The 24296-nt window shown below is 68.3% G+C and carries 18 protein-coding genes; 10 read left to right on the top strand and 8 right to left on the bottom strand.

What is annotated here, in order from left to right; translation table 11 throughout:
• The first annotated feature begins 85 nt into the window (after window positions 1–85).
• From eccCa to ACZ4M5_RS29575, 7 genes are read left to right on the top strand one after another with little or no spacing between them, the layout of a single operon-like run.
• On the top strand, window positions 86–4042 hold the full coding sequence (gene eccCa, locus ACZ4M5_RS29605) for a type VII secretion protein EccCa (protein WP_467741239.1): 3957 nt from the start codon (window positions 86–88) through the stop codon (window positions 4040–4042).
• Window positions 4043–4102: 60 nt separating this feature from the next.
• Window positions 4103–4648: a hypothetical protein gene (locus ACZ4M5_RS29600; protein WP_467741237.1), complete on the top strand. Its 546-nt coding sequence runs from the start codon at window positions 4103–4105 to the stop codon at window positions 4646–4648.
• A 56-nt stretch (window positions 4649–4704) separates the two neighbouring features.
• The gene (locus ACZ4M5_RS29595; RefSeq protein WP_467741235.1) at window positions 4705–6192 is read left to right on the top strand and encodes a WXG100 family type VII secretion target; all 1488 of its coding nucleotides are present in this window, start codon (window positions 4705–4707) and stop codon (window positions 6190–6192) included.
• A 30-nt stretch (window positions 6193–6222) separates the two neighbouring features.
• Window positions 6223–7629, top strand: coding sequence for a type VII secretion-associated serine protease mycosin (gene mycP / locus ACZ4M5_RS29590; protein WP_467741233.1), 1407 nt, complete (start codon window positions 6223–6225; stop codon window positions 7627–7629).
• Between the two features lie 44 nt (window positions 7630–7673).
• A complete protein-coding gene (locus ACZ4M5_RS29585; RefSeq protein ID WP_467741231.1) occupies window positions 7674–8087 on the top strand; it encodes a hypothetical protein in 414 nt (137 codons plus the stop codon).
• Window positions 8088–8110: 23 nt separating this feature from the next.
• Complete coding sequence (locus tag ACZ4M5_RS29580) at window positions 8111–10378, top strand: DUF6571 family protein (protein WP_467741229.1); 2268 nt, start codon at window positions 8111–8113, stop codon at window positions 10376–10378.
• Window positions 10378–11001, top strand: a complete 624-nt coding sequence (locus tag ACZ4M5_RS29575) for a hypothetical protein (protein WP_467741227.1) — start codon at window positions 10378–10380, stop codon at window positions 10999–11001. Before ACZ4M5_RS29580 ends, ACZ4M5_RS29575 begins: the two co-directional genes overlap by 1 nt.
• Window positions 11002–11315: 314 nt before the next feature.
• Here the strand turns inward: ACZ4M5_RS29575 and ACZ4M5_RS29570 are convergent, their stop codons facing one another.
• From ACZ4M5_RS29570 to ACZ4M5_RS29545, 6 genes are all read right to left on the bottom strand, one after another.
• Window positions 11316–11606, bottom strand: coding sequence for a hypothetical protein (locus tag ACZ4M5_RS29570; RefSeq protein WP_467741225.1), 291 nt, complete (start codon window positions 11604–11606; stop codon window positions 11316–11318).
• A 146-nt stretch (window positions 11607–11752) separates the two neighbouring features.
• The gene (locus ACZ4M5_RS29565; protein ID WP_467741223.1) at window positions 11753–16309 is read right to left on the bottom strand and encodes a putative T7SS-secreted protein; all 4557 of its coding nucleotides are present in this window, start codon (window positions 16307–16309) and stop codon (window positions 11753–11755) included.
• Between the two features lie 23 nt (window positions 16310–16332).
• Window positions 16333–16833, bottom strand: coding sequence for a hypothetical protein (locus tag ACZ4M5_RS29560; RefSeq protein ID WP_467741221.1), 501 nt, complete (start codon window positions 16831–16833; stop codon window positions 16333–16335).
• Entirely contained in the window at window positions 16830–17318 is a 489-nt protein-coding gene (locus tag ACZ4M5_RS29555; protein WP_467741219.1) for an SseB family protein, read from the bottom strand. The genes ACZ4M5_RS29560 and ACZ4M5_RS29555 overlap by 4 nt, the downstream gene beginning before the upstream one ends.
• Before the next feature lie 166 nt (window positions 17319–17484).
• Window positions 17485–17796, bottom strand: coding sequence for a WXG100 family type VII secretion target (locus tag ACZ4M5_RS29550; RefSeq protein ID WP_369193424.1), 312 nt, complete (start codon window positions 17794–17796; stop codon window positions 17485–17487).
• A gap of 32 nt (window positions 17797–17828) precedes the next feature.
• Entirely contained in the window at window positions 17829–18161 is a 333-nt protein-coding gene (locus tag ACZ4M5_RS29545) for a WXG100 family type VII secretion target (RefSeq protein WP_369193425.1), read from the bottom strand.
• A gap of 230 nt (window positions 18162–18391) precedes the next feature.
• Here ACZ4M5_RS29545 and ACZ4M5_RS29540 point away from each other — a divergent pair, with 230 nt between their 5' ends.
• A complete protein-coding gene (locus ACZ4M5_RS29540) occupies window positions 18392–18685 on the top strand; it encodes a DUF397 domain-containing protein (RefSeq protein ID WP_369193426.1) in 294 nt (97 codons plus the stop codon).
• Window positions 18686–18712: 27 nt separating this feature from the next.
• Here ACZ4M5_RS29540 and mycP (ACZ4M5_RS29535) read toward each other — a convergent pair whose 3' ends face one another.
• Together mycP (ACZ4M5_RS29535) and eccB are read right to left on the bottom strand one after the other, a co-directional pair.
• Window positions 18713–19951, bottom strand: a complete 1239-nt coding sequence (mycP, locus tag ACZ4M5_RS29535) for a type VII secretion-associated serine protease mycosin (protein ID WP_467741216.1) — start codon at window positions 19949–19951, stop codon at window positions 18713–18715.
• 66 nt (window positions 19952–20017) lie between these two features.
• Window positions 20018–21541, bottom strand: a complete 1524-nt coding sequence (eccB, locus tag ACZ4M5_RS29530) for a type VII secretion protein EccB (RefSeq protein WP_467741214.1) — start codon at window positions 21539–21541, stop codon at window positions 20018–20020.
• Window positions 21542–21725: 184 nt separating this feature from the next.
• Here eccB and eccE point away from each other — a divergent pair, with 184 nt between their 5' ends.
• A complete protein-coding gene (eccE, locus tag ACZ4M5_RS29525) occupies window positions 21726–23063 on the top strand; it encodes a type VII secretion protein EccE (protein ID WP_467741210.1) in 1338 nt (445 codons plus the stop codon).
• A gap of 32 nt (window positions 23064–23095) precedes the next feature.
• Window positions 23096–23956 (top strand): hypothetical protein, encoded by an 861-nt coding sequence (locus ACZ4M5_RS29520; protein ID WP_467741207.1) that lies wholly within the window; start codon window positions 23096–23098, stop codon window positions 23954–23956.
• The last annotated feature ends 340 nt before the right edge of the window (window positions 23957–24296 follow it).

The raw sequence follows: 24296 nt of genomic DNA, 5'->3' as shown, positions 1-24296 counted from the left end.
GTAGGATCGCCGGGCAGCGCGGGACGGCCGGTACCACGGGGGTGCCGGTGGGCAATGGCCCGTCGGAGCAGGGGGATTGACCTCGGTGAGCCAGATCGTCGTCAAGCGTCCGCCTCGTGCCCTCCCGCCCGAAGTGCCCTCGGAAGAACTGCAACTGGAAGCTCCTCCCGAGTTGCCGCGCGGGCAGCAGGAGGGCGTGCTCATGCAGGTGCTGCCGACGCTCGGCATGGGCTCGTCGGTGGTGTTCTACTTCGCGTCCCCCAACGCCCATCCGTTCATGCGGATCATGGGCGTGGTCATGCTGGTGTCGACGGCCGCCATGGTGGTCGCGCAGATCGTCCGCTACCGCCGCGGTACGCAGGGGCAAATGGCCGACGTGCGACGGGACTACCTGCGGTACCTGGCCCAGACGCGCCGCCGGATCCGGCGGACCGCGCTGCGCCAGCGCGACGCCCAGTTGTATCTGCACCCCGCACCCGACCAGTTGTGGGCCGTGGTCGCCGAGGGCAGCCGGGTGTGGGAGCGGCGCGTCGGTGACGGCGACTTCGGGCAGGTGCGGCTCGGCCTGGGACCGCAGCAACTGGCCACGCCCCTGGTCGCGCCGGACACCGCGCCGGTCGACGAACTCGAGCCGCTGTGCGCGGGAGCCATGCAGCGGTTCCTCACCGTGCACGGCCAGTTGGACGCCCTGCCGGTGGCGGTGTCGTTGCGCGCCTTCTACCACGTCACGGTGTCCGGTGAGCCGGAGTGCGCCCGGTCCACGGCCCGCGCGCTGGTGGCGCAGGCGGTCACCCTGCACTCCCCCGACGACCTGCTGGTCGCCGTGGTGGCCGCGCCCGCGGCGGTGGAGCGCTGGGACTGGACCAAGTGGCTGCCGCACAGCCAGGTGGCCGGGCAGGTGGATGGGGCAGGCACCCGGCGGCTGTTCGGCGACGACCTGGGAGAGCTGGAGGCGCTGCTCGCGCCCCGGCTGGAGGGCCGCCCGAGGTTCAGCAGGGAAGGCCGCCCGCTCCTGGACCAGCCGCACGTGCTGGTGGTGCTGGACGGCGGCATGGTGCCGCCCACCTCGGCCTTCGCCGCCGCCGAGGGTCTGCAGGGCGTCACCGTGGTGGAAGTCGTCGCCGGAGACCTGGACCAGCCGCGCGGTGACCTCTCCGTCGTGGTGCGCCCGGACCGTCTGTGGCTGGACTCCGGGGGCGGCATCGCCTACGAGGGCACGCCGGACGCGATGTCGCCGGCCGCCGCCGAGGCGCTGGCCCGCCAGCTCGCCCCCCTGCGCATGGGCGGGGGTGACGACGACGAACCTCTGCTGTCCAACCTGGACTTCACCGACCTGCTCGGACTGGGCGACGCCGCCTCCGTGGACGTCCAGCGCACCTGGCGCCCCCGGTCCACCCCGGAGCGGCTGCGCGTGCCCATCGGCGTGGGCGAGGACGGCCGGCCCGTGATGCTGGACCTGAAGGAGGCCGCCCAGGACGGCATGGGGCCGCACGGACTCTGCGTCGGCGCCACGGGTTCCGGCAAGTCGGAGCTCCTGCGCACCCTCGTCCTGGGACTGGCGGTCACGCACTCGTCCGAGACGCTCAACTTCGTGCTGGCGGACTTCAAGGGCGGCGCGACCTTCGCCGGCATGGCTCAGATGCCGCACGTCGCCGCGGTCATCACCAACCTGGCCGACGACCTGACCCTGGTCGACCGCATGGGTGACGCCATCCGCGGTGAACTGCAGCGCAGGCAGGAGCTGTTGCGGTCGGCCGGCAACTACGCGAACCTCCACGACTACGAGAAGGCACGCGCCGCGGGCGCCCCGCTCGAGCCGCTCGCGTCCCTCGTCCTGGTGATCGACGAGTTCAGCGAACTGCTCACCGCCAAGCCCGACTTCATCGACATGTTCATCCAGATCGGCCGCATCGGACGGTCGCTGGGGGTCCATCTGCTGCTGGCTTCGCAGCGGCTGGAGGAGGGCCGGTTGCGCGGCCTGGACACCTACCTGTCGTACCGCATCGGCCTGCGGACGTTCTCGGCCGCCGAGTCCCGTGCCGCGCTGGGCGTGCCGGACGCCTACCACCTGCCGTCCGTGCCCGGCTCCGGCTACCTGAAGTTCGGCACGGACGAGATGGTGCGGTTCAAGGCCGCCTACGTGTCCGGCGTGTACCGCACGGGCGGCCCGGATGCCTCGGCCGGCAGGCTGCCCGTGGAGCGGCGGCCCGCGCTGTTCACGGCGGCTGCCGTGCCGGTGACGTACGCGGCTCCCGAACCGGGGCAGGACCCGCAGCCGCGCGGGGAGGACGACGCCCTCGCCGACACCGTGCTCGACGTGATCGTGCAGCGCCTGGAGGGGCAGGGCGTACCGGCGCACCAGGTGTGGCTGCCGCCGCTGGAGCAGGCCCCGGCGCTGAACGACCTGCTGCCCGCCCTGGCCGTCACCAGGGAGCGCGGCGCGCACGCCGCCGAGTACACGCGGCTCGGCGGGCTGACGGTCCCGCTGGGGCTGATCGACAAGCCGTACGAACAGCGACGCGACGTGCTGTACCAGGACTTCTCGGGCGCGGCGGGACACATGATGGTGGTGGGCGGCCCCCAGTCGGGCAAGTCCACGCTGCTGCGCACGTTGATCTCCTCGTTCGCGCTCACCCACACGCCGCACGAAGTGCAGTTCTACTGCCTGGACTTCGGCGGTGGCGGCCTCACCGCGGTGAACGACCTGCCGCACGTGGGCGGGGTGGCGTCCCGGCTCGATCCCGAGCGGGTGCGGCGCACGGTCGCGGAGGTCGTGGGCATCCTCAACCGGCGCGAGCGGTTCTTCCGCAGCAACGGCATCGACTCGATCGCCACCTACCGGCGCCGCCGCGCGGCGGGTGAACTGCCGAGCGAGGCCTGGGGCGACGTCTTCCTGGTCGTCGACGGCTGGGGCGCCTTCCGCAACGACTACGAAGGGCTGGAAGGCGTCGTCCACGACATCGCCGGGCGCGGCCTGGGCTACGGCGTGCACGTCGTGCTGTCCGCCTCCCGCTACATGGAGGTGCGCGCGGCTCTGAAGGACCAGATCCTGGGGCGGCTGGAGCTGCGGCTGGGCGACGCCATGGACTCCGAGTTCGACCGCAAGGTCGCGCTGAACGTGCCGGCGGGTGTGCCGGGGCGCGGCCAGGTCCCGCAGAAGCTGCACTTCATGACCGCACTGCCGCGCATCGACTCGCTGTCCGAGGCCGAGAGCCTCACGCAGGCCACGGCTCAGCTCGTGCGGACGGTGCGCAGCGGCTGGCAGGGGCCGCCGGCCCCGGCGGTACGGCTGCTGCCGCGCAAGCTGCCCGCCGACCAGCTGCCCAAGGGCTTCGAGTTCCCGCAGCACGGCATCGCGATCGGCATCGACGAGGCCGGCCTGGAACCGGTTTTCGTCGACTTCGACACGGACCCGTTCCTGCTCGTGTTCGGTGACAGCGAGTCGGGCAAGACCAACCTGCTGCGCCTGATCGCCAAGCAGATCGCCGAGCGCTACACCCCGGCCGAGGCACGCATCGTCGTCGGGGACTACCGGCGCACCATGCTGGAGGCGGTGTCGGAGGAACACCTGCTGGAGTACGCGCCGATGGCGTCGGCCATGCAGGTGCACATGGACGCCATCGGCCAGTTCATGGAGCGGCGCGCGCCCAAGCCGGACATCACGCCCCAGCAGCTGCGGGACCGCAGTTGGTGGAGCGGCCCCCAGCTGTTCGTCGTGGTCGACGACTACGAACTCGTCGCGGCGGGCTCCGGCAACCCGATGGCGCAGCTCGTGGAGCACCTGCCGTTCGCCCGTGACGTGGGCGTCAAGTTCATCGTCGCGCGCAGTTCGGCGGGCGCCTCGCGGGCCATGTACGAGTCCTTCCTGCAGCGGCTGAAGGAGCTCGGCGCGCAGGGCGTGATCCTTTCGGGTGATCCGAGCGAGGGCGACATCCTGGGCAACGTGCGGGCGCGTCCCATGCCTGCCGGACGTGGCGTGTTCGTGTCACGCAAGCGCGGGACGCCCCTGATTCAAGTGGGCTTGCTACCGCAACGGCACTAGGGTGATCGGGTCCGGGCGCGGAGACGGGGGCGTCTGGAAGGGAACGGGGAGGTTGCAGAGGTGAGTTCGCACGGGGGCGGCGGCACGGGCGGGGCGCCGGACACGGGCAAGGCGTTCGACACGTTGTCCGGGGTGAACCCCGCGATGGCGCTGGACATCCAGCACAAGGCCATGGCGGGCTTCAAGAAGCGCGTCGACGCCCTGCTGCGGGAACTGGACGAGTCGGAGGCGGCACCGGGCAAGGTCGGCCAGGACCGCCTGCAGCGCGCCCAGCTGGGCGCCGCCGAGTTCAAGGAGGCCCAGTTCCTCTACGACTCCTACGCCGTCGTCCACGACGAACTGGAGAAGCTGTCCAAGGCCCTGGGCACGCAGATCGAGAGCATGGGCCTGGCGGTGCACGCGTCGCGGGTGGGCTACGAGAACCTCGACGCGGACATCAAGGCGCGGATGAGGGCGGTCAACGCGGAGGCGGAGAAGTACTACGTGGCGGGGCGGGATCCGTACGCGGAGCGGCCGGCCGGTACGACGGATGCGACCGGTGGGACCGGTAAGGGTGGCGCGGCCGGCACGCCGGAGCCTTCCACCACCGAGGGGGGAGAGTACTGATGGCCGGGCAGACAGGCCGCGGAACGCCGCAGCCGGGGCGCACGGACTTCGAGTCCATGACCCACGAGCAGTTGGCGGCGCTGCTGGAATCGGCCAGTTCGGCCGGCGCGTCCCAGCTCGCGACGAAGCTCGCCAAGGCCTCGTCGACGATCACGAAGATCGGCGACGACCTCATGACGTACGTCAAGGGACTGGAGTGGCAGGGCGAGGGCGGCGACGCCTTCCGCGACTGGGGCGGGCAGAGCGCGGCCGCGACCCTGCGCCTGGGCCAGTACGCGGAGGTCGCCTCCCGCTGGATGGCCACGGTGGCCCAGGCGGTGGCCGAGGCCAAGGCGGCCATGCCGGCCACGTCCGAGACCACCCGGGCCAAGGCGGACCTGGCCGACGCGCGGAAGGCCTTCGCCACGACGCAGGAGCCGGGCGCACGGAACGACCCCGACGCGCGCAAGCTGGCGCAGACGGCCCAGTCCGACGCGACGGCGGCACAGCAGCGCATGGAGGCGGCGCGGGCGGAGGCGATCCAGCAGCTGCGGAAGCTGGCGCAGACGTATGAGTATTCGGCGCAGCAGGTGAATGGGGTGGAACCGCCTACGTTCTCGCCTCCGGCGCGGCACACTGACAACTCGACTTGGTGGGAGTCGAGTCGGGAATACGTGGCGGACGGCAGTAGCGCAGGAGGAGACGCTGACGTTCGGGGGAACCATGTCCAGTCGGCCTCGTCCAGTGGTCATCACAGCAGCTCGGCGGCACCGCTCAGTACTGTGGTCCCGACGCCTGACAGCACGCGGAGGCAGCAGGCCGTAGGCACGGTGCCTGTGGCCATGGAGATCGACGGCGTCGCAGCCCTCCCGGACACCACCGCGGCAGTTCCGCCGACGGCGCCTACCTCGCAGCCGGCGAGCCTCAAGCCCGAAACGACCTCGCCGTTCCAACCGGGCGTCGTTCCTCCTGCGTTCGGAAGTGGTGGCACGACGGGCCCGGGCGCCGTGCGTACGCCAGCAACGTTCCAGAGCCCCGTAGCGCCGTGGCAGGGCAGCACGGCGAACCCCGGGATCCGTACGCCCAGGGAAAGTGGCGTCATCGGTGGCCGTCCTGTGGCGCCCGGTACGGGACGCCCGCCAAGCATCCCGCAAGGAAACGTGATCGGTAGTGGCAGCGGAGCTGCTGGGGCGCAAGGGCGTGCCCCCATGGCACGGGGGTTGGTGCCCGGCATGTCTGCCGGGACCGGTGCCAACCCGCCTGGAGGGCTGGCAGCCGGACGTCGATTGGTGACTGAAACAGGCGGCTCTGTCGGCAACCGACCAGGTCAGGTCAGCAGCCCAGCAGGCCGGCCCTTTACGCCAGGCGGATCCGGGCTGGTCCGCCAGTCTCCTGCAGGACCGGCGCGAGAACGCGCCGGCGTATTCCCTCAAGGACCTCGGCCCGCCCAACCTGCCAGTCAGCGGAGTGACCGGCAGGACCATGAGCGACCTGACTATCTCGTCGAGGACGAAGCTACATGGGCTCGTGGGTCCCGTCGTACCGTCCCACCGGTTCTTGACTGACCGCGATCGGTTCCATCCTCAGGAAGGCACATGGGCTCCAGAAACAGCGGACTGCGCGCGGTGCGGCACATGTTGGCGTCGTCAGCGGCGTTGAGTCTCCTCTTGACAGGCGCAGCTACAAGCCCGGCTCATGCCGAGTCAGTGCGGTCCCGTCAGTGGCACCTCGACGCCATGCAAGCTGACGAGATGTGGAAATCGAGCACAGGCAGTGGCGTCACAGTGGCTGTTCTGGACTCAGGTGTGGACGACACCCTGACCGATCTCAGGGGACAGGTGCTTGACGGGAAGGACTACTCAGACCAGCGCGGTGACGAGCACACCGATCTGGCCGGCCACGGCACAAGCATCGCGTCACTTATCGCAGCCACAGGGGCGCGGGGCTCAGTCAGCGGCTCTCATGGTCTTGCCCCCGGGGTCAAGATCCTTCCAGTCCGTATGCGCTACACCGAGGAGGATTACGGTCAGGTCGACACAGGTGCCCAATTCTCACGAATCATGTCCAAGGCGATTCGTTACGCCGCCGACACAGATGCCCAGATCATCAACATCTCTATGGGCGCCTACAACGCTCCCGGCAGGCGGAATGTCGACACCCCGCAGCTCACTTCCGCTGTGCGGTATGCCATCGACCAAGGAAAGCTGGTCTTCGCCGCCGTCGGCAATGACGGGGATACGACCAACCTGGCAGGTTTCCCGGCAGCAACACCTGGCGTCGTCGGCATCGGGGCGTCCGACAAGAACGCAAAGGCCCTGGCCAACTCGCAAAGCGGCCCGCAGGTCGACCTCATGGCGCCAGGCAAGGACATGATCCACGCCTGTCTCGGAGGCACCAGGGTTTGCCGCACTGACGGGACCAGCGACGCCACAGCCATCGCTTCCGCATCCGCAGCCCTCATCTGGTCAAAGCACCCCGACTGGACCAACCATCAGGTGCTCCGGGTCCTGCTGAACACGGCGGGCAAGCCCAAGAACGGCGACGAGCGCACCGACTCCGTCGGCTACGGCACCGTGCGACCTCGGGTGGCGCTCAGGACTCCAGGTGATCCAGGCCCGGCGGACCAGTACCCCTTGCCGGACCTCGCCGCGTCCACCGCATCTCCCTCACCGCAGGCCTCCGCACCCAAAAACTCCGAGACACCGACCACAGGTGCGGGAGGAACGGACACGGCCGCTTCTGAGCCCAACGACGACGACAACGTCGCATGGTGGCTCACCCTGGGCGCCGCATCCGCCGCCGTCATCGGCATAGCGGTCACCCTCGCCCTCCTGCGCACACGCCGCCGACGAGCGACGCAGACATCGCCGCTGATGCCCCCACCACCGTCGTACTCCCCCCACGTCCACCCGCAGCAGTACCCGCCCCACAACCCGCCCCAGGGCCATGCCGCCGAACCCTTCCCTCGCGGCGGAACCCACGGCTCAGACCAGCACGGCTGAAACGGCGCCAGCCGACCGGTCAGCCGACGGATCGAGGAACCAACGTGTCATTCGATGAGATGTGGGGGCAGGCCCGCAGCACCGCGGTTGCCCGGCAGCAGAGCAGCATGCAGCTGAATCAGCTACCGGCGGAGCGAGGTGATGGAGGAGGCAAGCAGCTCGTCGCGGACTCCCACTTCCTGAGGAAGCGCGCCACGAACGCCGACACAGTGCGTGAAGCCTTCACGAAGGCGGACAACGATGCGGCCAAGGAAACCGACCAGGTCGGCCCTGGTCTCAAGGGATTCAAATCCGCATCCGCCTTCTCCACATTCATGACGCGGTGGAAAGGTCAGATGCAGTACGTGGACAGCCTGCTCAAGAACGACATCGCCGGCACTCTCCGTACCAGCGCAATCGAGTACGCGGCGCGGGAACAGCAAGAGAAATCTCGCCATGGCCGCGAGAAGCTCAAGTAGCACAACCCTTTGTTGAACGAGGAATGATGCTCGACTACCAGACGCTTCTCGAGGCAGATTTCACGGCACTGTCCGACGCCGTGGACAAGTGGCGCAAACTCCCCGGCGAGTTCCGGAAGGTACACACGCAGTACGGCAACACCGTCCAGAAGGACCTCGAAGGATCCAATTGGCAGGGTGCCGCGGCTAAAGCCGCTCTCGACAAGGTCGAAATCGTGGGCAAGCAGCTCACCGCCGCAGCGGATGAAGCCACGGATATTCACAAGCTACTGGACGATGCGCACGAGGTCTTCACCCGTTCCCAGGCCAAGCTGCGAAGACTCAAGCGCGACATCGACTCCGATGACTACGTGTCGATCAATGCGAGCGGAGACGTCTACCTCGATCCGCCCAAAGGCACCCCGACCGAACACATCGGCGCGCTGAACAAGAGTTACCAGGACACTCTCAGAGCCTACAGAGAGAGCATCCGATCTGCGATCGATGCGGCGCAGGAGGCGGATGACGCGCTCTCCTGGGCGCTCACTCAGGATGTCAATGGGCGAGGCAAGGGTTTTAATCCCAACAGCTACGGCAGCATCGCGGGCGCCAAAAAGGGACGGGAAAAGGCTGACCAGGATCTCAAAGAGCTCGAGCAGCTCATCGGGGACAAGAGCAAGCTGGCCCTGGCTGGAGCCGACGAGCCCTTGGACCTTGCAACCCTTCGTCGCATCAACCAGTTGATGGCCCGCCACGAAGGGGACCCCTACTTCGCCGAGAAGTTCGCCACCCGCCTGGGCGCTGCCGGCACGCTTGAGCTCTGGACTCGCATCGCTGACCGTGTACAGACGGGCGATGCGCACACGAAGGCGTCCGCATCCATCCAGAAGTCACTGAGCTACACGCTTGCCACGGCCTCGCACTCGGACAGCAAGGCCATGAATAAGTGGAAGCACGACGTCATCGCGCTGGGGAGCGAGCAGGTCAAGTACCTGGACATGAAGCGCGGAGTCACCCAGGACGGGCCATACGGCTTCCAGGTGATGAGCAGCCTGATGCGCTACGGGAATTACGACACCGATTTCCTCAATGCCTACGGCGAGAAACTGATCGGATACGAGAAGGAGCACAAGGACCAGAAGCCGAACGAACTCTGGCGAGCGGACGGCAACCCCTCCCCCTTCCTAAACTTCGGCTCCGGGAACGACCAAGGCATGGATCCGATGGCCGGCTACCTAGAAGCATTGGGGCATAACCCAGAGGCAGCGAAGGATCTCTTTTTCTCTAAGAATTGGGACGATGATAAACGAGATCCACATCTACAGCATCTACTGAATCGCGAGTGGCCCAACGCCAATCCCTTCGCCGAAGACAATCGAGGTTACGGCTATGATGAGTTTGGCCATGCCCTCGAAGCCGCTACGCTCGGTGTGCCCTACGATGCTTCCAACGGCATTGTGGTGCGCGACAACCGCACCGCCAACATCATGGAACAGATCGTAGTCGGCGTGTCCGAAGATATAGAATTCGTGAATGATCGACCTGGAATCGGCGATAGTCTAGCCCGAATGGCGGCAGGATATATGGACGATTTGAATTGGTCTGCCATGGACGAAGGAGGCAGGGGATCTTCGGCAGGACGCGATGGGATTTATCAATACACGGGTCCTGGTCATTTGAGTCTTTCCTACGAGACTGCAAGCAACTACCTATACAATATCGCTCAGCATGAGGGAGGATATAAGATCCTGTCCTCGGCACAGCAAGCGTTCACACTTGGCGCACTGGATGCCTACCACAATGATGCTGAGGTGGCCCGCAAAGTCCTCACGAATGGTGGCCATGTTCATGGCATTCTTGATGAGGCCAGACTCTCTTACGTGGACAAACAGTTCGGCGATCAGACAGACAAGATAAACGATAAGCTCGCCGAGTCGGCAGAGTGGAAGAAGTTCGGGATCAGTCAGGGTGCAGGGCTGGCGACAGGGCTGGTTCTCCTCCCGCTGGCCGGGCCAACCACTGCGGCAGCGGCTGCATTTGTTGTTCCCACCCTGGTCGAGGGTGTCAGTGGCGCCGTCGAAACACAATGGGGCATTGAGATTGACCGTGAAACTAAAGAAAAGGAGGTTGACCTCTCGGACAAGAATCGAATGTCGGAGAGTCGATTTGCACAGCTAGGCCAGTTGCGGGCAACTACGCCAGCACTGATTCATATGCAGCAGCACAACGGCCAGGATTACACAGAAAGCGTCCTGAACGCCTACGATCGCGGCGCCAACAACGCCAATCGCACCGATGGAGGTCGCCGCTGATGCGATACAAGCCCTGGCTGTTCCCCACAACGCTGATGGTTATCCTTTGTGCGGCTTGCGGAGGTGATGGAGTCCTGCACGGCAGGGAAGCCGTAAACCAAGCTTGCGGCGACGTACTGGACAGTGCCGCTATGAGAGAAGCAGAGAAGAGTGAGGATTTCGCGTCCTTGTACGTGAAGGGATCTGATTCTCAGTTCTCTCATCCAGCCGCTGCCGAAATCATACTGAACGAGGACCATCTCGCATATGCATGCAATTTGACGATCGATGGCACTAGCGGATGGGATAAGGGGTTTAGCATCACCTTCAAACCGGGCCGTGAGCGACTGTTCGACGAGAGCGCGAAGCGTAGCTATAGCTCGTTCAAGGCCTACGTACTCGATGGGAAAATGCAAGCAACAGTCGAAGCCGAAAGTGCTGACGTAGTCTTTCCTTGCGAGGTAGACGGCCGTCGTAGCCCTCTGTTCGTAATAGGAAGCATCTACGAGCATCTGAACCTTTCAGTGCACTCACGGCTTCGCACGCTTTTCCGCTCAGCTTCCGAGATGGCCGACCTACTAAAGTGCGACAACGCCATTACGTTCCCGGCGCCGAACACTATGAGCCCTTTGCCGACAAAGTGATTCCCTCACTCAACCAAGCACCCTCGACGAAACGCCACGAGGACCCGTCGGCCAATGCGTAGGAGAGCTGCATGTGCGGAAAGGACGGCTAGAAGCCGATCCGCCCCCACATAATTCGACGCGGCGCGCCGCATGTGTAGCACGGAGAGCCGCATCGGCGTCAGCCTTGACCCCCCAGATCGCAGCCGCCGCACGTTGCCCGGGACGCCAGCCGGGCAACTAGCCGCTGCCGCCCCGGCAGCAGCCCGACGCGCCCGTACTGTGCCTGGGAGAAGCACATTCACAATCCGGCGATCTCGCAGCCATCCGATCATTCATCGGAGTTCACCCGTCTCGCTCGCGCGCGAACCGGCCGCCGGATCAGTGCGGAAATTCAGCTTGCGACTGACTTCCTGTGAGATTTGCACCAAGCTTGCCTGTTCAACATCTGGAACGCGATAGCTGTGAGTGCCCATGAAGTCCAGAAAGTCTTTGGGCAATTCGAGTGCGTAGTGTTGCACATAAGCAGCCAGGTCAAGGCGCCATACGAACTGGCCGTCGGTCAAGACTGAAGAGCCTCCAGGCACTCGGAAGACCTTACCGATCGCATCGGTGGTCAGTTCCATGACATCGAGAATCGGATGTCCGCACCTGAGGTACCTGCTGACCTCGACACTAGGATAGTTCACCCCGGAACCCGGCGACGGCATGCTCTCACCATATACTCCTGGGCTTCCACTCGCCAATTCCCGATAAAAGCCGATAAATCTCATCAGTTTCGCCCTACGATTGGGAGGAAAATCCTCCAGTATCCTTCGCTGGCAATCTGCGGAATCTGTCCGGGCCCCAAAACAGGGTTGGTTCCCACTTTGTCAGTAGGCGCCCGCACAGTCACCCCCATTTCATTTGCTATTTGCTGAGCTATTCCGGAACCATCCGATCCAGAATGACACACCAGCAGCCGGAGTGCACCTCCAAGATAATTTGGATTATTCGTTACCGCATCGACGATTTGCCCACCATTCACATTGCCGTCTGGGAACTCGAGGAACCCATCGCGTGAACCGTGAGTGATTACGTCGTGCTCGCCCGCGTTTAGCACGTTCTGGAAGTTGCGGACACTCGCACCGTCCTCCCCGATGAGGGTACCGGTTACGCCATGAGTGACCGGCGCGCCTGCCGGGATACCACTGTCCTCCATGTAGTCCGCACCTGATCTTGCCGAAGTGCAGGGTGCGAGGCCAAGCGGGTCGGTCCAACGGTGTGGGTTGTGGACATAAGAAGCCGGGTTTACGGCTGGCGCCAAGCCGAGTGGATCACTGGTGAGATACCGCGCCGTCTCCGGGTCATAGTGCCGGAAATAGTTGTAGTGCAGTCCCGTTTCCGGGTCGAAGTACTGGCCTGGGAAGCGTAGGGGTGTGTAGGTCGTGCTGGAGGCCGACCAGGTCGTCGAGCCCCACAGAGTGCTTCGGGTGTGCCAGGCGATGTCACCCTGCTCGTCGACGAGTTCCGTCGGAGTGCCGACCAGATCGGTGACTATGGCGAAGAAGCGGGAGTCGATCTCCTGCTGGGGCGCGTCCGCCGCGGTGATGCGTTCCGTCTGGGCGATCGGGTGGAGGCCCTTGTGGTCCCACGTCAGGGTGACCGGGTTGGGGAGCGCCGGCGATGTCGTCGTCTGTTCGCAGAGAGTGGTGCCGTCCCACGTGAAGTGGACGCGTTCGGCGACCGTTTCACCGTCTTCCGCCAAGCGGAGCTTGGCGGTCCGGCGGCCCAGTGGGTCGTAGGTGTAGCGCCAGCGTGTGCCGTCGGGGGTGGTGACCGAGGTCAGGCGGTCTTCCGCGTCCCATGTGTAGCGCCAGGTGTCCGGCTTGCGGGACAGGCGGGACTTCTGGCGGAGGGTGGTGCGGCCCAGAGCGTCGTGTTCGTAGCGGACACGGCCGGCTCGGGTGAGGCGGGTGCCTGTGTAGGTACGGTCACCCGTGGCTTCCTGACCCGGGTGAGACGTCGGCCAGGAGGCCTCGGTCTGGTTGCCGGCCTCGTCGTAGGCGTATCGCTCCGTCCAGTTCGCCGCATGCACGGCCGTCACTCGACCCGTCGCGTCCAGGTCGAAGCGGCGAGGACCGGACAGCCGGTCTTCGATGCGGGTCAGGTTGCCGTCCGGTCGGTACGTGTACGCGCGGTGCTGGAGAGGCTCATCGTCGCGAGGGCGGCTGCTCAGTACCGTCTGGGCCGTCAGTCGGCCCAAGGGGTCGAAAGCATGCTCGAGGGTGAGTACGTCGGTGATGCGGCGGGTCAGTTCCCTTCCCGCCGGGTCGTAGGTGAAGTCGATGGTGCGGCCCGAGGCCGTCATGGCCGTACGGCGGCCTGTCGCGTCGTAGGACCAGGTGGTCGTCGCGCCGGCGGGGGTCGTGCGGGCCGTACGCCTGCCCAGGGCGTCATAGTTGTAGGTGAGGGGACGGCCGTCGACTGTTTCTGAGAGGACTCGGCCGTACGCGTCCCGCTCGATGGTCAGGGTCGTGCCGTCGGGCCCGTTGGCCTCGGCCAGCTGGTCGGTGACGTCGTAGGTGTAGGTCGTACGTCCGTCGGGCGAGTGCTTCGTGGTGACCTGGCCGAGCGTGTTGCGCTCGTACGAGAGGGTCTGGCCCAGCGCGTTGCTGCGAGAGGTGAGGCGGCCCGCCGCGTCGTACGTATAGGTCAGCACCCGGTCGTCGAAGTCGGTCTCCGTGGCCAGGCGGCCAGCCGGATCGTAGGTGTAGTCCCAGGTCAGGCCCTGCGGGTTGGTGACCCTGGTGAGGTTCAGTTCCGAGTCGTGGGCGAATTCGTAGCGCACGCCGTCCGGGCCCGTGCGGGCCGTCAGGAGGTCGAAGTGCGTGTACTCGAACTGCGTGGTGCCGCCGAGTTGGTCGGTGTGCGTCGTGCAGTTGCCCTCGCCGTCGTAGGTCCATGACTCGGTGGTGCCGTCGGCGGCCGTGCGGCGGGCGAGGCGGCCTTCCACCGTCCACTCGAAGCGGGTCACCGCACCTGTCGGGTCCGTATGGAGGACCGGGCGGCCGAAGGCGTCGCGTTCGTAGGTCGTGACCCCACCCAGAGGGTCGGTGATACGGACCGGGAGGCCGGCGTCGTCGCAATCAACCGCAGTCCTGTGACCGAGAGGGTCGATCACGGCCATCAGGTGGCCCTGGTCATCGTGGAGGAAGCGGGTGGTGTGGCCGGCAGCGTCGGTGACGGAGGTTCTGTTGCCGCGCTCGTCGTAGGTCTGGTGGACGGTGGTGCCGTCCGTGTTCCGGATCGCCGTGGGGAGGTGGAGGGCGTTGTGGTCGACCTCCGACCGGCGTCCGTCCGGGCGGACGATCGAGATGAGATCGCCCGCCTCGTCGTAGGTGAAGCGGGTGGTGTGCCCGAGGGGGTCGGTGCGGGACAGCAGACGGTTGTGGGAGTCGCGTTCGAAGCGGGTGATCGCGCCGAGCGGGTCGGTCTCCGCCACGATCTGGGACCAGCGGTTGACGGAGTAGAGGCGGACGTGGCCGGAACCGGTGGTGGCCGTGGTGGTGCGCAGGCCGGTTTCCGGGTCCCGCTCCCCGTAGTGGAGGCGCAGGCTCATGTGGCCGTGCGTTCCGCCCTCGGCGATGCAGCGGTCGCGGTCGTCGTACTCGTAGGTGTAGCCGCGGTCGTTGGTGTCGGTCCAGGAGGTGATGCGGCCGGCCGCGTCGTAGGTGAAGCGCAGGGGACGGCCCGAGGAGTTGATCACCTCGGTGAGGTCGCCCGTCTCCGAGTAGCCGTAACGGATCAACTCCTGGTCGGTGCCGTCCGGGGCCGCACCGGCCAGGTGCAGTGCGGTGACCCGGTCGTCCTGGGTGGTGATCCGGATGTGGTGGCCCGCGCTGTGGGTGAGCGCGGTGGGGGCGCCGGAGGCGTCGTACTCGACGGTGATGCGGTGGTCGTTGCGCTCGGTGATGTGCTGCAGGAGGGAGTAATCGCCCGTCTGCGGCGCGAAATGCCGGACGATTCCGGTGAAGGGATCGGTGACGGTGTAGGAGCCCTCGTCCGTGATGTGCAGGGGCCAGCGGGGGCCCTCCGTCGGGAGGGTGCTCTCGCCCGGCTCCGGGTGCGGGTAGGCGAGGAGCAGTCCGTCCTCGTCGACGAGGACGATGCGCTCGGGCTCGATCTCCAGGCGCTGGTCCACGGTGGAGACCCAGGACGGGCCGAACCAGCGGCCGGCGCGGTAGCCGGACTCCGCGCGGCGCCGGAACACCAGGGGCAGCGCGCCGGGCAGGGCCACGTCCGTCTGCGGCAGGTACATCTTGCCGGTGGCGAGATTGACGGGGTCGGTGGGGTCGTGATGGGCCGGTGGGCTGTTGTCGCTGTGGGTGCCCGGTTCGCTGTCGTCGAGGTGGGAGCCGGCCGTGCCCAGGCCCGTCGGCTTGCCCAGACCGTTCGGGCCGTCCATGCGGCGGCCCAAGGCGCCGGCCCCACGCATGGCCGCGCCCCCGGCCACGCTCGGGGCCAGGTAGCCGAGCATGCGGACCGGGTCCCGCTGGAACTCGTCCCAGGTGTTGGAGGCACCCTGGTAGACGTCCTTCGAGAAGCCCACCGGGTCTCTGACCGCGCCGACACCACCGTCCAGCACCATGCCCGCGTCGTGGACGTAGGCCTTCGGCTCGGTCAACAGCCTGCCCGGGTTGACGGCGAGGCCGAACTCGACCAGGTCGTCCCAGCCTTCCTTCGCGCCGTCCTTCATGCGCTGCCAGCCGCTCGGCCTCTTGGGAGCCGTCTCGGCGGCCTTGTTCAGCTTCTGCTTCGCGGCAGTGGCCGCCTCGGTGACCTCGCCCTTCGCGGTGTTGATCCGCTCGACCAGTTCCGCCATCGCGGTTCTGCCCGGGTCGGCCTCCGGGGGCCGGGTGGGCAGCGTCGTCTCACCGGCCTTGATCGCGGCGTTGTAGCCGTCTACGGCCTTGGCGTATTGGCGGGACAGGTCCCGGGCGACGGGGGCCTCGTGATCGAGGATCTGTCGGGTGAGGCGCTGAGCTCCATCGAGTACTTCGCGATAGGCGAGTACGGCGACGCCTGCCTCGACGAAGGCGTCCATGGCGCCCTCGAGATCCTTGGGCAGCTTCTTGACCGTCTTGCGGAACTCCTCGGCGGCCTCACCTTGCCAAGGGTCGGTGTCGAGTTTGCGCAGGTTCTCGGCGCCTTCGCCGAAGTGGGCGGCCGCACCGCCGAGTTTCTTGATCAGCCGGTCCAGTTCGGAAGGCCTGCCCGGTATCCAGTCCTGGACGGTGTCTTCTGGGCCGATCCATGTACGGCGAAAGAGGAACCGTTTCTCCGTCATGCTGGGTGTTCCTGCTCCTGCCTCTACTTCTCAGCCTGGTGCCGGCCTTGGGCCTGGCCCCCGTGGTCCACCGGCTCCATGCGGGCGCGGAACTCGGTGCGCTTCTCGGCGATCCCGTGTCCCTCCAGCCAGTTGGTGACCGGGTGGTCGTCCTCGAACTGCTGCTGCCGCTCGAGCATCATGGCCTTGTACTTGGTCTTCGTCTCGGTCACCAGGAAGTCGTTGATCGTGGCGCTGAGCGCGGAGACGATCATGTCGGCGTCGTCGGCGATGCAGCCCAGGCCGTGGCACCACTTGTCGAGGAAGTCGTTGACCGCCTGGGTGACCTCACCGTCCCCCGTCGTGTCCTCGGTGATCTGGAAGACGTTGTCCAGCCGTTGCTCGGCTCGCTCCCCGGAGATCTTCCGGGCCGCCGCCGTGGACTCCTCGAGCGGTCGGGCTATCGACTGGAGGAACTGGACCTCCCACTTGAACTCACCGCCGTCCGCTCCGCGGGGTATGAGCCACCCCTGCGTGTCGCTCATGCCGCGCTCCCCCGGGGCTCGTACGAGATGTGCAGGACGGGTTCCACGGCAGTGGCAGCCGTGGAGAGGCGCACCGTGTGCTCGGCGGTCGGGTCGAGCCACACGTCGAGCTCCGGCGGGAGGAGGTCGAGGAGGTCGGCGCCTGTCGTGGAGAACCAGGCACCCCCGCCGGTGAACTGCTCGAACTGGTCCAGTGACGTGAACACCGGAACCAGACGAGTCGGCGCGAGGCCGGCCGCGGGTTCGGTGGCGAGGTCGAGAATGCGTGAACGCCGCTGGGCGGCTTCGGACTCGGGGGCCGCGACCGCCAGGAAGCCCGGCTTCTCCGGGCGTTCGCAGTAAAGACGGCTGCGCAGGAACGCGTGGAAGACGTCCTGTGGGGACACTCTCCCGCGCTTCGCCCCCTTCAATGCCTCCACCAGATCGGCCGATTCCTGCTGCGGCCTGTCGTCTTGCGCCTCACCGGCATCACTGGTCGTCACCATGGCGGCGCCGCCCCCGTTCGCACGCTTGTCGTCAAAGCTCGCACACGCGCTCGGCCCGACGCCCTGCGGACGCGCCGGGCGGTGTGTGGTCGAGTGCACATGTGCGGAAGGGGCGGCGGCCCGAAGCCGGCTCGCCCCCTCCCCGTTCGGCGCGATGCGCCCTGTGTCAGCTCATCAGCATGCGGAAGCGGGCCGCGTTGCCCTTGTCCGTGTCCTGGTAGCCGAGGACCGAGTCGTCCAGGAGCTGGGCGATGCGGGCCAGCTTCTGGCACATCTGGTCCATCTCCGTGCTGCTGCTGCGCTGGATCTCGCCGTAGGCGGTCTTCGCCTCGCCCTCCCAGGTCTCGGCGACGGCCTTGACCTTGCGCATGAGGGTCTCGAGACCCTCGTTCAGCTCGCGCGCGGTCTTGCGGACGTCGATCGCGGCCTGGGTGACCGTGTCGTAATTGACGGCGGTGCGGTCGTAGTTGACACTCATGGTGCGTACTCCTCGATGGCGTTGGGCGCTGGTCAGGCGAGGTCGGTGATGCGGCTGGAGACCTGGTACGAGTTGTCCACCTTGCGGATCTCCGAGACGCGCGACTGCTCGTGCTCGCTGAAGCCCTTGACGCTCATCCGCATGACGTCCTCGAGGTCGACGAGGTTGTCCTGCAGCTTCCTCAGGTGCTGGTTCACACCGCGCTGCACGGCGTCGAACTCCTTGCCCGCGGCGCCCTGCCAGCCCGCCTGGATCATGTCCACCACGGTGTTGAGCGAGGTCACGCGGCTGCTCACGTCCCGGTGGAAGTCTCGGATCTTGTCGGCGAGGTCTGTCAGGTCCTGATCGCTGTAATCGACGCTCATGGTCTCTTGCCCTCCTGTAGAAACACCGCCTGGCGGGCAAGAACCGCTCCGACTCCCGCGCGACGCGTGGTCGCAGCGTCGCACCGCCCCCGTGCGGTACCACACTTGTGGCACCTGGAGGCACTCTAGTCACTCGGTTCGAGGGTTCCAACTGCAAAGCGGGCCAGGGTCAGTTCGTGGCCAGTAAGGTGACTGGCGATCGTTGCTGAGCAGTCGAAGGGATCTCCGCCATGGCCGGTGTGCCGGACGAGGACGTCAAAGCACGCAAGGAGCGGGAGCGGGACGAGCTGTACGGGCTCGACATCTCCGGTGTGGAGTGGCATTGCGCTCCGGGAACGGAGGCGCACGAGGAACGCGTGGAGATCGCGTATCTCCCCCACGGCGCCGTGGCCATGCGCTCGTCGCTCGACCCGGACACCGTGCTGCGGTACACGGAGGCCGAGTGGCGGGCATTCGTCCTGGGGGCCCGCGACGGTGAGTTCGACCTGGAGTCGGCTCCCGGCGGCGGCGTCACCGCCTCCTGACGAGGCGTACCGCCCCCTCGCCGTGCGTCAGGATCCGCCGCGGCGGCGCCGGCGCAGATCGCGCAGAACGACGGCCGCACCCGTGACCACCACGACCAGGGTCACGGCGACGCCCAAGGCGTAGGTGGCGTACCGCTCGTCGCGTTCCGCCGGGGTCTCGGCCAGGGAGAAGGGTGCCACGTCCGGCGCCTCGGCCCTGGCCATTCCCGGGTCGGAGGCCGGCGACGACGGCGGGTCGGCGAGGTCGGACTCCTGGACGGCGCGGACGGGGTCGACCACGCCCCAGCCGACGAAGTCGTCATGGCCGTTGACGGACCGCTCGGCGGTTCGCTCGATCTGCGTGACGATCTGCGCCGGTGACCACCTCGGGTGCTTCTCCTTCAGCAGGGCCGCCACCCCGGCGACGAACGGGGCCGAGAAGCTCGTACCGCTGTCGGTGCACTGCCCGCCACCGGGGACCGTGGAGACGATGTCGACACCCGGCGCGGCGACATCGACGAAGCTGCCGGACTGGGAGAAGGCCGCGCGTTCGTTGTTCCGGTCCGAGGACGCGACGGCGAGGACGCCGTCGAAGGTGGCCGGGTACGTCTCCTTGGGCTTGCCGTCCAGGCCGTCGTTGCCCGCGGACGCGACCACGACCACCTCTGCGTCGAGGGCCTTGCGCACGGCCCGGGCCAGCGTGGAGTCTCCGGACAGCGGCTTGGTGGTGTCCTGGGAGATGTTGATGACATCGGCGTCCTGGGCGACCGCGTGGGCGATGGCCCGGGCCATCGTGTCCGAGTCGCCGTTGCTGTCGGCGTCGTTCTGCCGGATGGGGATGACGGTGGCCGCCGGGGCGAGGCCGACGAACCCGGTGCCCTCGGCGGGACGGGCGGCGATGATGCCGGCCACCTTGGTGCCGTGCCCCACCTCGTCCTTGGTCGGGTCCCCGCCCTCGTCGAGCAGGTCCTGCCCGGCCGCCTTGTCGACGGCGCCGGCCAGCTGCGGATTCTTGTCGTCGACGCCGGTGTCGATGACGGCGACCCGCACCCCCTTGCCCTTCTCGGTGCCCTCCCACAGCTCGTCCAGCAGCACGCGTTGCAACGGCCAGGGACGCGCCTTGAACTCCTGCTCGCTGGGGAACGTGCAGGCACCGCTGCCCGTCAGCCTCGCGGGCACCCGGAGCCCGTCCTGCGCGGGGGCGACGGGGCCGGGCGCGGGTGTGCAGCCGCTCAGGGCGGTGAGCGCGAGCGCCGCGGTGAGCAGCAGGGTCTTCGTGGGCCGCACCGGTTCGGAACTCCTGTTCTTCGGTGCCCGGCAGGAGGGCACGCCGTCGAGGCGGGACGGCACGGGTCACGAACCCTGCGGCTGGCGGGCGCTGTTGGTGTCGAGCCGCGGGCCCTTGGCCAGGAACTCCGCCCACACCAGCGGCACCTTGGCGGGCCGGACGTTCTGGTAACCGAGTTTGACCTGGGCCTCACTCGGCTCCGGGCTTCCGTCCGACGGCTTTCGGTCGCCGTCGGCACCGATCTCCGACTTGTCCGCGTCGCTGTCGCCGTTGGCCTGCACCGCGTAGCGCAGACCCGTGTCGGTGACGAGGAAGAGCGCGCCCGAGTCCGTGGCGGACCCCTGGATCTGCGTGTAGAGCAGGCCGGTTCCGGGCGTGGCGTAGGTGCTGGTGCCGTCCGAGGTGATCCGGGCCGGGTAGTCCTCGCCGGCCCAGGTGCTCAGCGTGGTGCCGCCGTCCTCGTCCACCGCGCGCAGGACGCTGCACACCGTGTCGCGGCCGGTCTCGGCGGCGGAGTTGACCTGGTGGAGGCGGCGGTCCGGCCAGTTCGCGCGCTGGCCCTCGAAGGGCTCGGGGTCGGCCGTGAAGTCCTGGAGACCGACGCTGCGGGCCTTGCCGTTCATGTCGAGCCGGGCGGTCTCGGGTGAGTTGATCAGCAGCCAGGCGGTGAACTCGCTGACGGGCTGCACCTTGCCGGGCAGCACGACGTAGAACCTCGTGCCCTCGCCCGTCTCGGTCTCCAGCACCATCCCGACGCGGTTCTCGTCGTCCGACAGGGCGCCCGGGACGTTCGCGGGGGACCCTACGCCGGACGGCAGGCGCGGGAAGGCGATCGCGTCGCCCGCGTGCAGGGTGGCCAGCCACTCCTTGGTGACGAGCTGCGGCTCGCGCGACCCGACGAGCGTCTCGGTGAGCGGGTCGGACTCGGTGCCCGTCACGGGGTAGGCGCTGCCCCCGGAGGCGACGACGTACCGCTGGCCGGTCCGGGTCTTCACGTACAACGCGTCCCCGCCGGTCAGCCGGTTGCGGCCGTCCGTCTTCGCCGCCTCCCCGGACGCCAGGACGAACGTGGCCTCCTGGACGGTGTCGCCCTTGCCGCCGGGCTGCTCGCAGACCGCCCAGCGCTTGGCCTTGCCGGCCTCCTCGGCCGAGGGCAGCCGGTCGGGTGCGTAGGGGATGCCGAGGATCGGTCCGCGCGGGGGCTTCCCGGCATCGAGGATGTCGTCACTCACCTGGATGACCTGGTAGCTCGCGTCGTTCATGAGCAGCCGGGCGGAGGCCAGGTTCAGCACGGGGTGCAACCGGGTGGTGCCGTCCGTCCTGAGCACGACGTACCGGGTGGTCGACTGCTTGCCCACGATCACACGGGTGCCGGGCTTGTCCCACCCGGAGGGCGCTGTGGGCTGGAACATCCCCCAGGCGCCGAAGACCGCCAGGGTCAGGGCGCCGGCGACGAGGCTCGGCACGACCGCTCTCAGCGGCTTCGGAGCTCCCTCTTCCGTCCCGGACGGGGAGGGCTGGAGGAAGGCCGCCAGCAGGCGCCGCTTCGCGAACGTGTAGGCGTTGAGCTCGTCCCGCCGTGATGCCATCAGTGACCGTCTCTCCCCGTGTCGGCCTCGGAGGTCGTCGTCCCCCGCCCTGCGCTGTCAGACCGGCCCCCTACTATGCCTGGTGATCGCGCGGGCTGCCGGAGCGGGTACGGTAGCCGGACCGTCAAGAGCCCGGCGCGGTGCCGTCATTGCTGCCGACGCGAGGAAATCGGGGGACTCGGGGATGGCTTCCACAACACGGGTGCGCGCGCCTGGCCGCGGGCGCCCCCAGGCTTCCCCGGCGGCGGGCGCGGCGCCCGATCCGGGGACGCCCGCGACGGTGACGCCGGCTTCGGCGCCGGGTGCACCGCAGCTCCGCCTGCGCCGGGGTCCCGGCGGTTCGTCCCGGCTGCAACGGGTCGTCCTCGTCGAACTGGCCGCCGCGGTCGTGCTGGTGGGCTGGGTCGTCGGCACCGTCGGCCTGGTCGTGGCCGCCGTGCTCGCCGCGGGACTGCTGGCGCTCGCTTTCGTACGGCGTCGCGGGCGGTCCGTGCCGGACTGGTGCGCCACCGCGTGGGCGCTGCGGAACCGGCAGAAGCGTGCCGCCGCGCTGGAGATACCGCCGGGGACCGAGCCGGGCCTGGTGCCGGCCCTGGAGTGCGAACCGGCCCTGCGCACCGGGTCGTACAGCCTGCGCGACGGGCGTCCGGTCGGGATCGCCGGGGACGGCACGTTCGTGACGGCGGTGGTGCAGGTGGAGGCCGCCCCGTCGGCGCTGCGCGCCGAGCGGGGCCGTCAGCCGCTGCCGCTCGGGCTGATCCGCGACGCCCTCGAGGTGGACGGGATCACGCTGGAGTCGGCCCAGGTCGTGCTGCACACCCAGCCCGCTCCCGCACTGCACCTGCCGCAGCAGTCGGTGGCCGTGGCCAACTACGCGCCACTGCAGGCGCAGACGGGCACACCCGCGGTGCGCATCACCTGGGTCGCGCTGAAGCTCGACCCCGAGCTGTGCCCGGAGGCCGTGGCCGCGCGCGGCGGCGGGGCGGCAGGGGCGCAGCGGTGCGTCGTCCGCGCGGCGCACCACCTGGCGAGCCGGCTGACGGGTGCCGGTTTCCGCGTCACCGTGCTGGACGAGGACGAGCTGGTCGCCGCGCTGGCCACGTCCGTGTGTGCCAACCCGCTGGTGACGGCGGAGGCGGGGCGGACCGAGGCGCGTCAGCGGCGGACCATGGAGTCCCCGCGCAACTGGCGCTGCGACAACCGCCGGCACACCACCTACTGGGTCCGCTCCTGGCCGCGACTCTCGGGCGCCGGTGGTCCGACGCTGCCGCAGTTCGTCGCACAGCTCACGGCCGTGCCCGCTCTGGCCACGACCTTCAGTCTCACCTTGGCGCACAACGACGGCCAGGAGCTGGCGTTGACGGGACACGTACGGGTGACGGGCCGCAGCGACGACGAACTCGTGGCCGCACGCCGGGCGTTGGAGGAGGCCGCGCGGGGAACCGGCGCGGGACTGACCAGACTGGACCGCGAGCAGTTGCCCGGCGTACTCGCCACCCTCCCCCTCGGAGGTGCCCGGTGACGCATCCCGCTCCGACACCCTCCGGTACGCCGATGCCCGCCGGTACGCCGGCCTCCACCGGTCGGCCGGCACCCCCGGGTACGCCGCTGTCCACCGGCACGGCGGCCGGCGTCACCGGTGGCGCGCGCGCCGTCGCCGGTGCCCCGGACCGGTCCGGGGGCACTCCCTCGGCGGCCGGCCAGGTCATCGACCGCTTGCGCAAGGGCTTCGGACTGGCCGGGCCCCGCCATGGGCGGCACACGCTCAGCGCCGAGCATCTGGACGCCCTCGCCCTGCCCCTCGGGGACGACGGCGTGGTGGCCGGTGTGGACGGCGCGGGGCAGCCGGCGGTCCTCGGGGTCAACCGGCCGACGCCGTACGACGTGGTGCTCATCGGGGGCCTGTGGACCGCGCAGGTGCTGGCGTTGCGGGCCACGGCCACCGGCGCGCACGTCGCCGTGGAGACGGGCCGCCCGCAGGCGTGGCAGCAGATGGTGCACGCCATGGGGGGTGCGCAGAACGGCCTTTCCGTGCACGAAGTCGGGCGGGTCCCGCCGCAGGGCGCCTCCGCCGGAACCCCGGTGCTGGTCGTGCGCGACTGCGGCATGCGGCCGCCCCGCGGGCGGGTCGTCTCCGGGCCGTGGCAATCGGTGCTGACACTCCTGCCGTACCTGAGCCCGGTGGCGCCCCGGCTCCTCCGGCAGGCGCGGCTCGTCGGCATCCAGCGCGTCTCCCCGGACGAGGCCGCCGAACTGGGCCGCAGCATGGCCCTCACGGCTGAGCAGGTGGAGTCGCTGCCCACCCTCGCCGACGGGATGACCCTGTGGTGCGCCGACCGGGACCGTCGCTATGTGCTGACCCGGCCCACGGACGCGGAGATCGGGCTCCTGGGGACGCCCCGGCGGATGGACTGAGAGGGCCGGTTCCGTCCATGCGTCAAGTCCGTGGGGCTCGAAGCGGCTTTCCGACCGTTTCGTCGCCGTCGTCGGCTCATGGGGTTCTCGGCGCGATGTGAAAGTCCTCCGGTTCCGTGCGTTTTGTGACCTGCGGGGCCCGAGGCGGCGGACGGGCGGGGCTGCCGGGGCGGGGCATGTGGTGATTAGGCTGGGGACGGGCACGACGTCACGACCCGTGGCCCGGCGCCGGTGTTGCAGGGGAGGAGCGGGGGAGCCGATGCACCGTGCTGCCCCGGACGCCCGCGGAGTCGTTCGAACCACCGCGGACGACACAGCAGACAGAAGCAAGGGTCGCCCC

The sequence above is a fragment of the Streptomyces sp. NPDC026246 genome (assembly GCF_055567995.1).
This window is presented reverse-complemented; position numbering and strand designations above follow the sequence as displayed.

Coding starts and splice junctions, on each gene's coding strand:
- ACZ4M5_RS29570 (WP_467741225.1), bottom strand. CDS start 11,606: ATGGAACTGACCACCGATGCGATCGGTAAGGTCTTCCGAGTGCCTGGA.
- eccE (WP_467741210.1), top strand. CDS start 21,726: ATGGCTTCCACAACACGGGTGCGCGCGCCTGGCCGCGGGCGCCCCCAG.
- ACZ4M5_RS29555 (WP_467741219.1), bottom strand. CDS start 17,318: ATGGTGACGACCAGTGATGCCGGTGAGGCGCAAGACGACAGGCCGCAG.
- ACZ4M5_RS29560 (WP_467741221.1), bottom strand. CDS start 16,833: ATGAGCGACACGCAGGGGTGGCTCATACCCCGCGGAGCGGACGGCGGT.
- mycP (WP_467741233.1), top strand. CDS start 6,223: ATGGGCTCCAGAAACAGCGGACTGCGCGCGGTGCGGCACATGTTGGCG.
- ACZ4M5_RS29580 (WP_467741229.1), top strand. CDS start 8,111: ATGATGCTCGACTACCAGACGCTTCTCGAGGCAGATTTCACGGCACTG.
- ACZ4M5_RS29545 (WP_369193425.1), bottom strand. CDS start 18,161: ATGAGCGTCGATTACAGCGATCAGGACCTGACAGACCTCGCCGACAAG.
- ACZ4M5_RS29520 (WP_467741207.1), top strand. CDS start 23,096: ATGCCCGCCGGTACGCCGGCCTCCACCGGTCGGCCGGCACCCCCGGGT.
- ACZ4M5_RS29550 (WP_369193424.1), bottom strand. CDS start 17,796: ATGAGTGTCAACTACGACCGCACCGCCGTCAATTACGACACGGTCACC.
- ACZ4M5_RS29575 (WP_467741227.1), top strand. CDS start 10,378: ATGCGATACAAGCCCTGGCTGTTCCCCACAACGCTGATGGTTATCCTT.
- eccB (WP_467741214.1), bottom strand. CDS start 21,541: ATGGCATCACGGCGGGACGAGCTCAACGCCTACACGTTCGCGAAGCGG.
- ACZ4M5_RS29540 (WP_369193426.1), top strand. CDS start 18,392: ATGGCCGGTGTGCCGGACGAGGACGTCAAAGCACGCAAGGAGCGGGAG.
- ACZ4M5_RS29595 (WP_467741235.1), top strand. CDS start 4,705: ATGACCCACGAGCAGTTGGCGGCGCTGCTGGAATCGGCCAGTTCGGCC.
- ACZ4M5_RS29565 (WP_467741223.1), bottom strand. CDS start 16,309: ATGACGGAGAAACGGTTCCTCTTTCGCCGTACATGGATCGGCCCAGAA.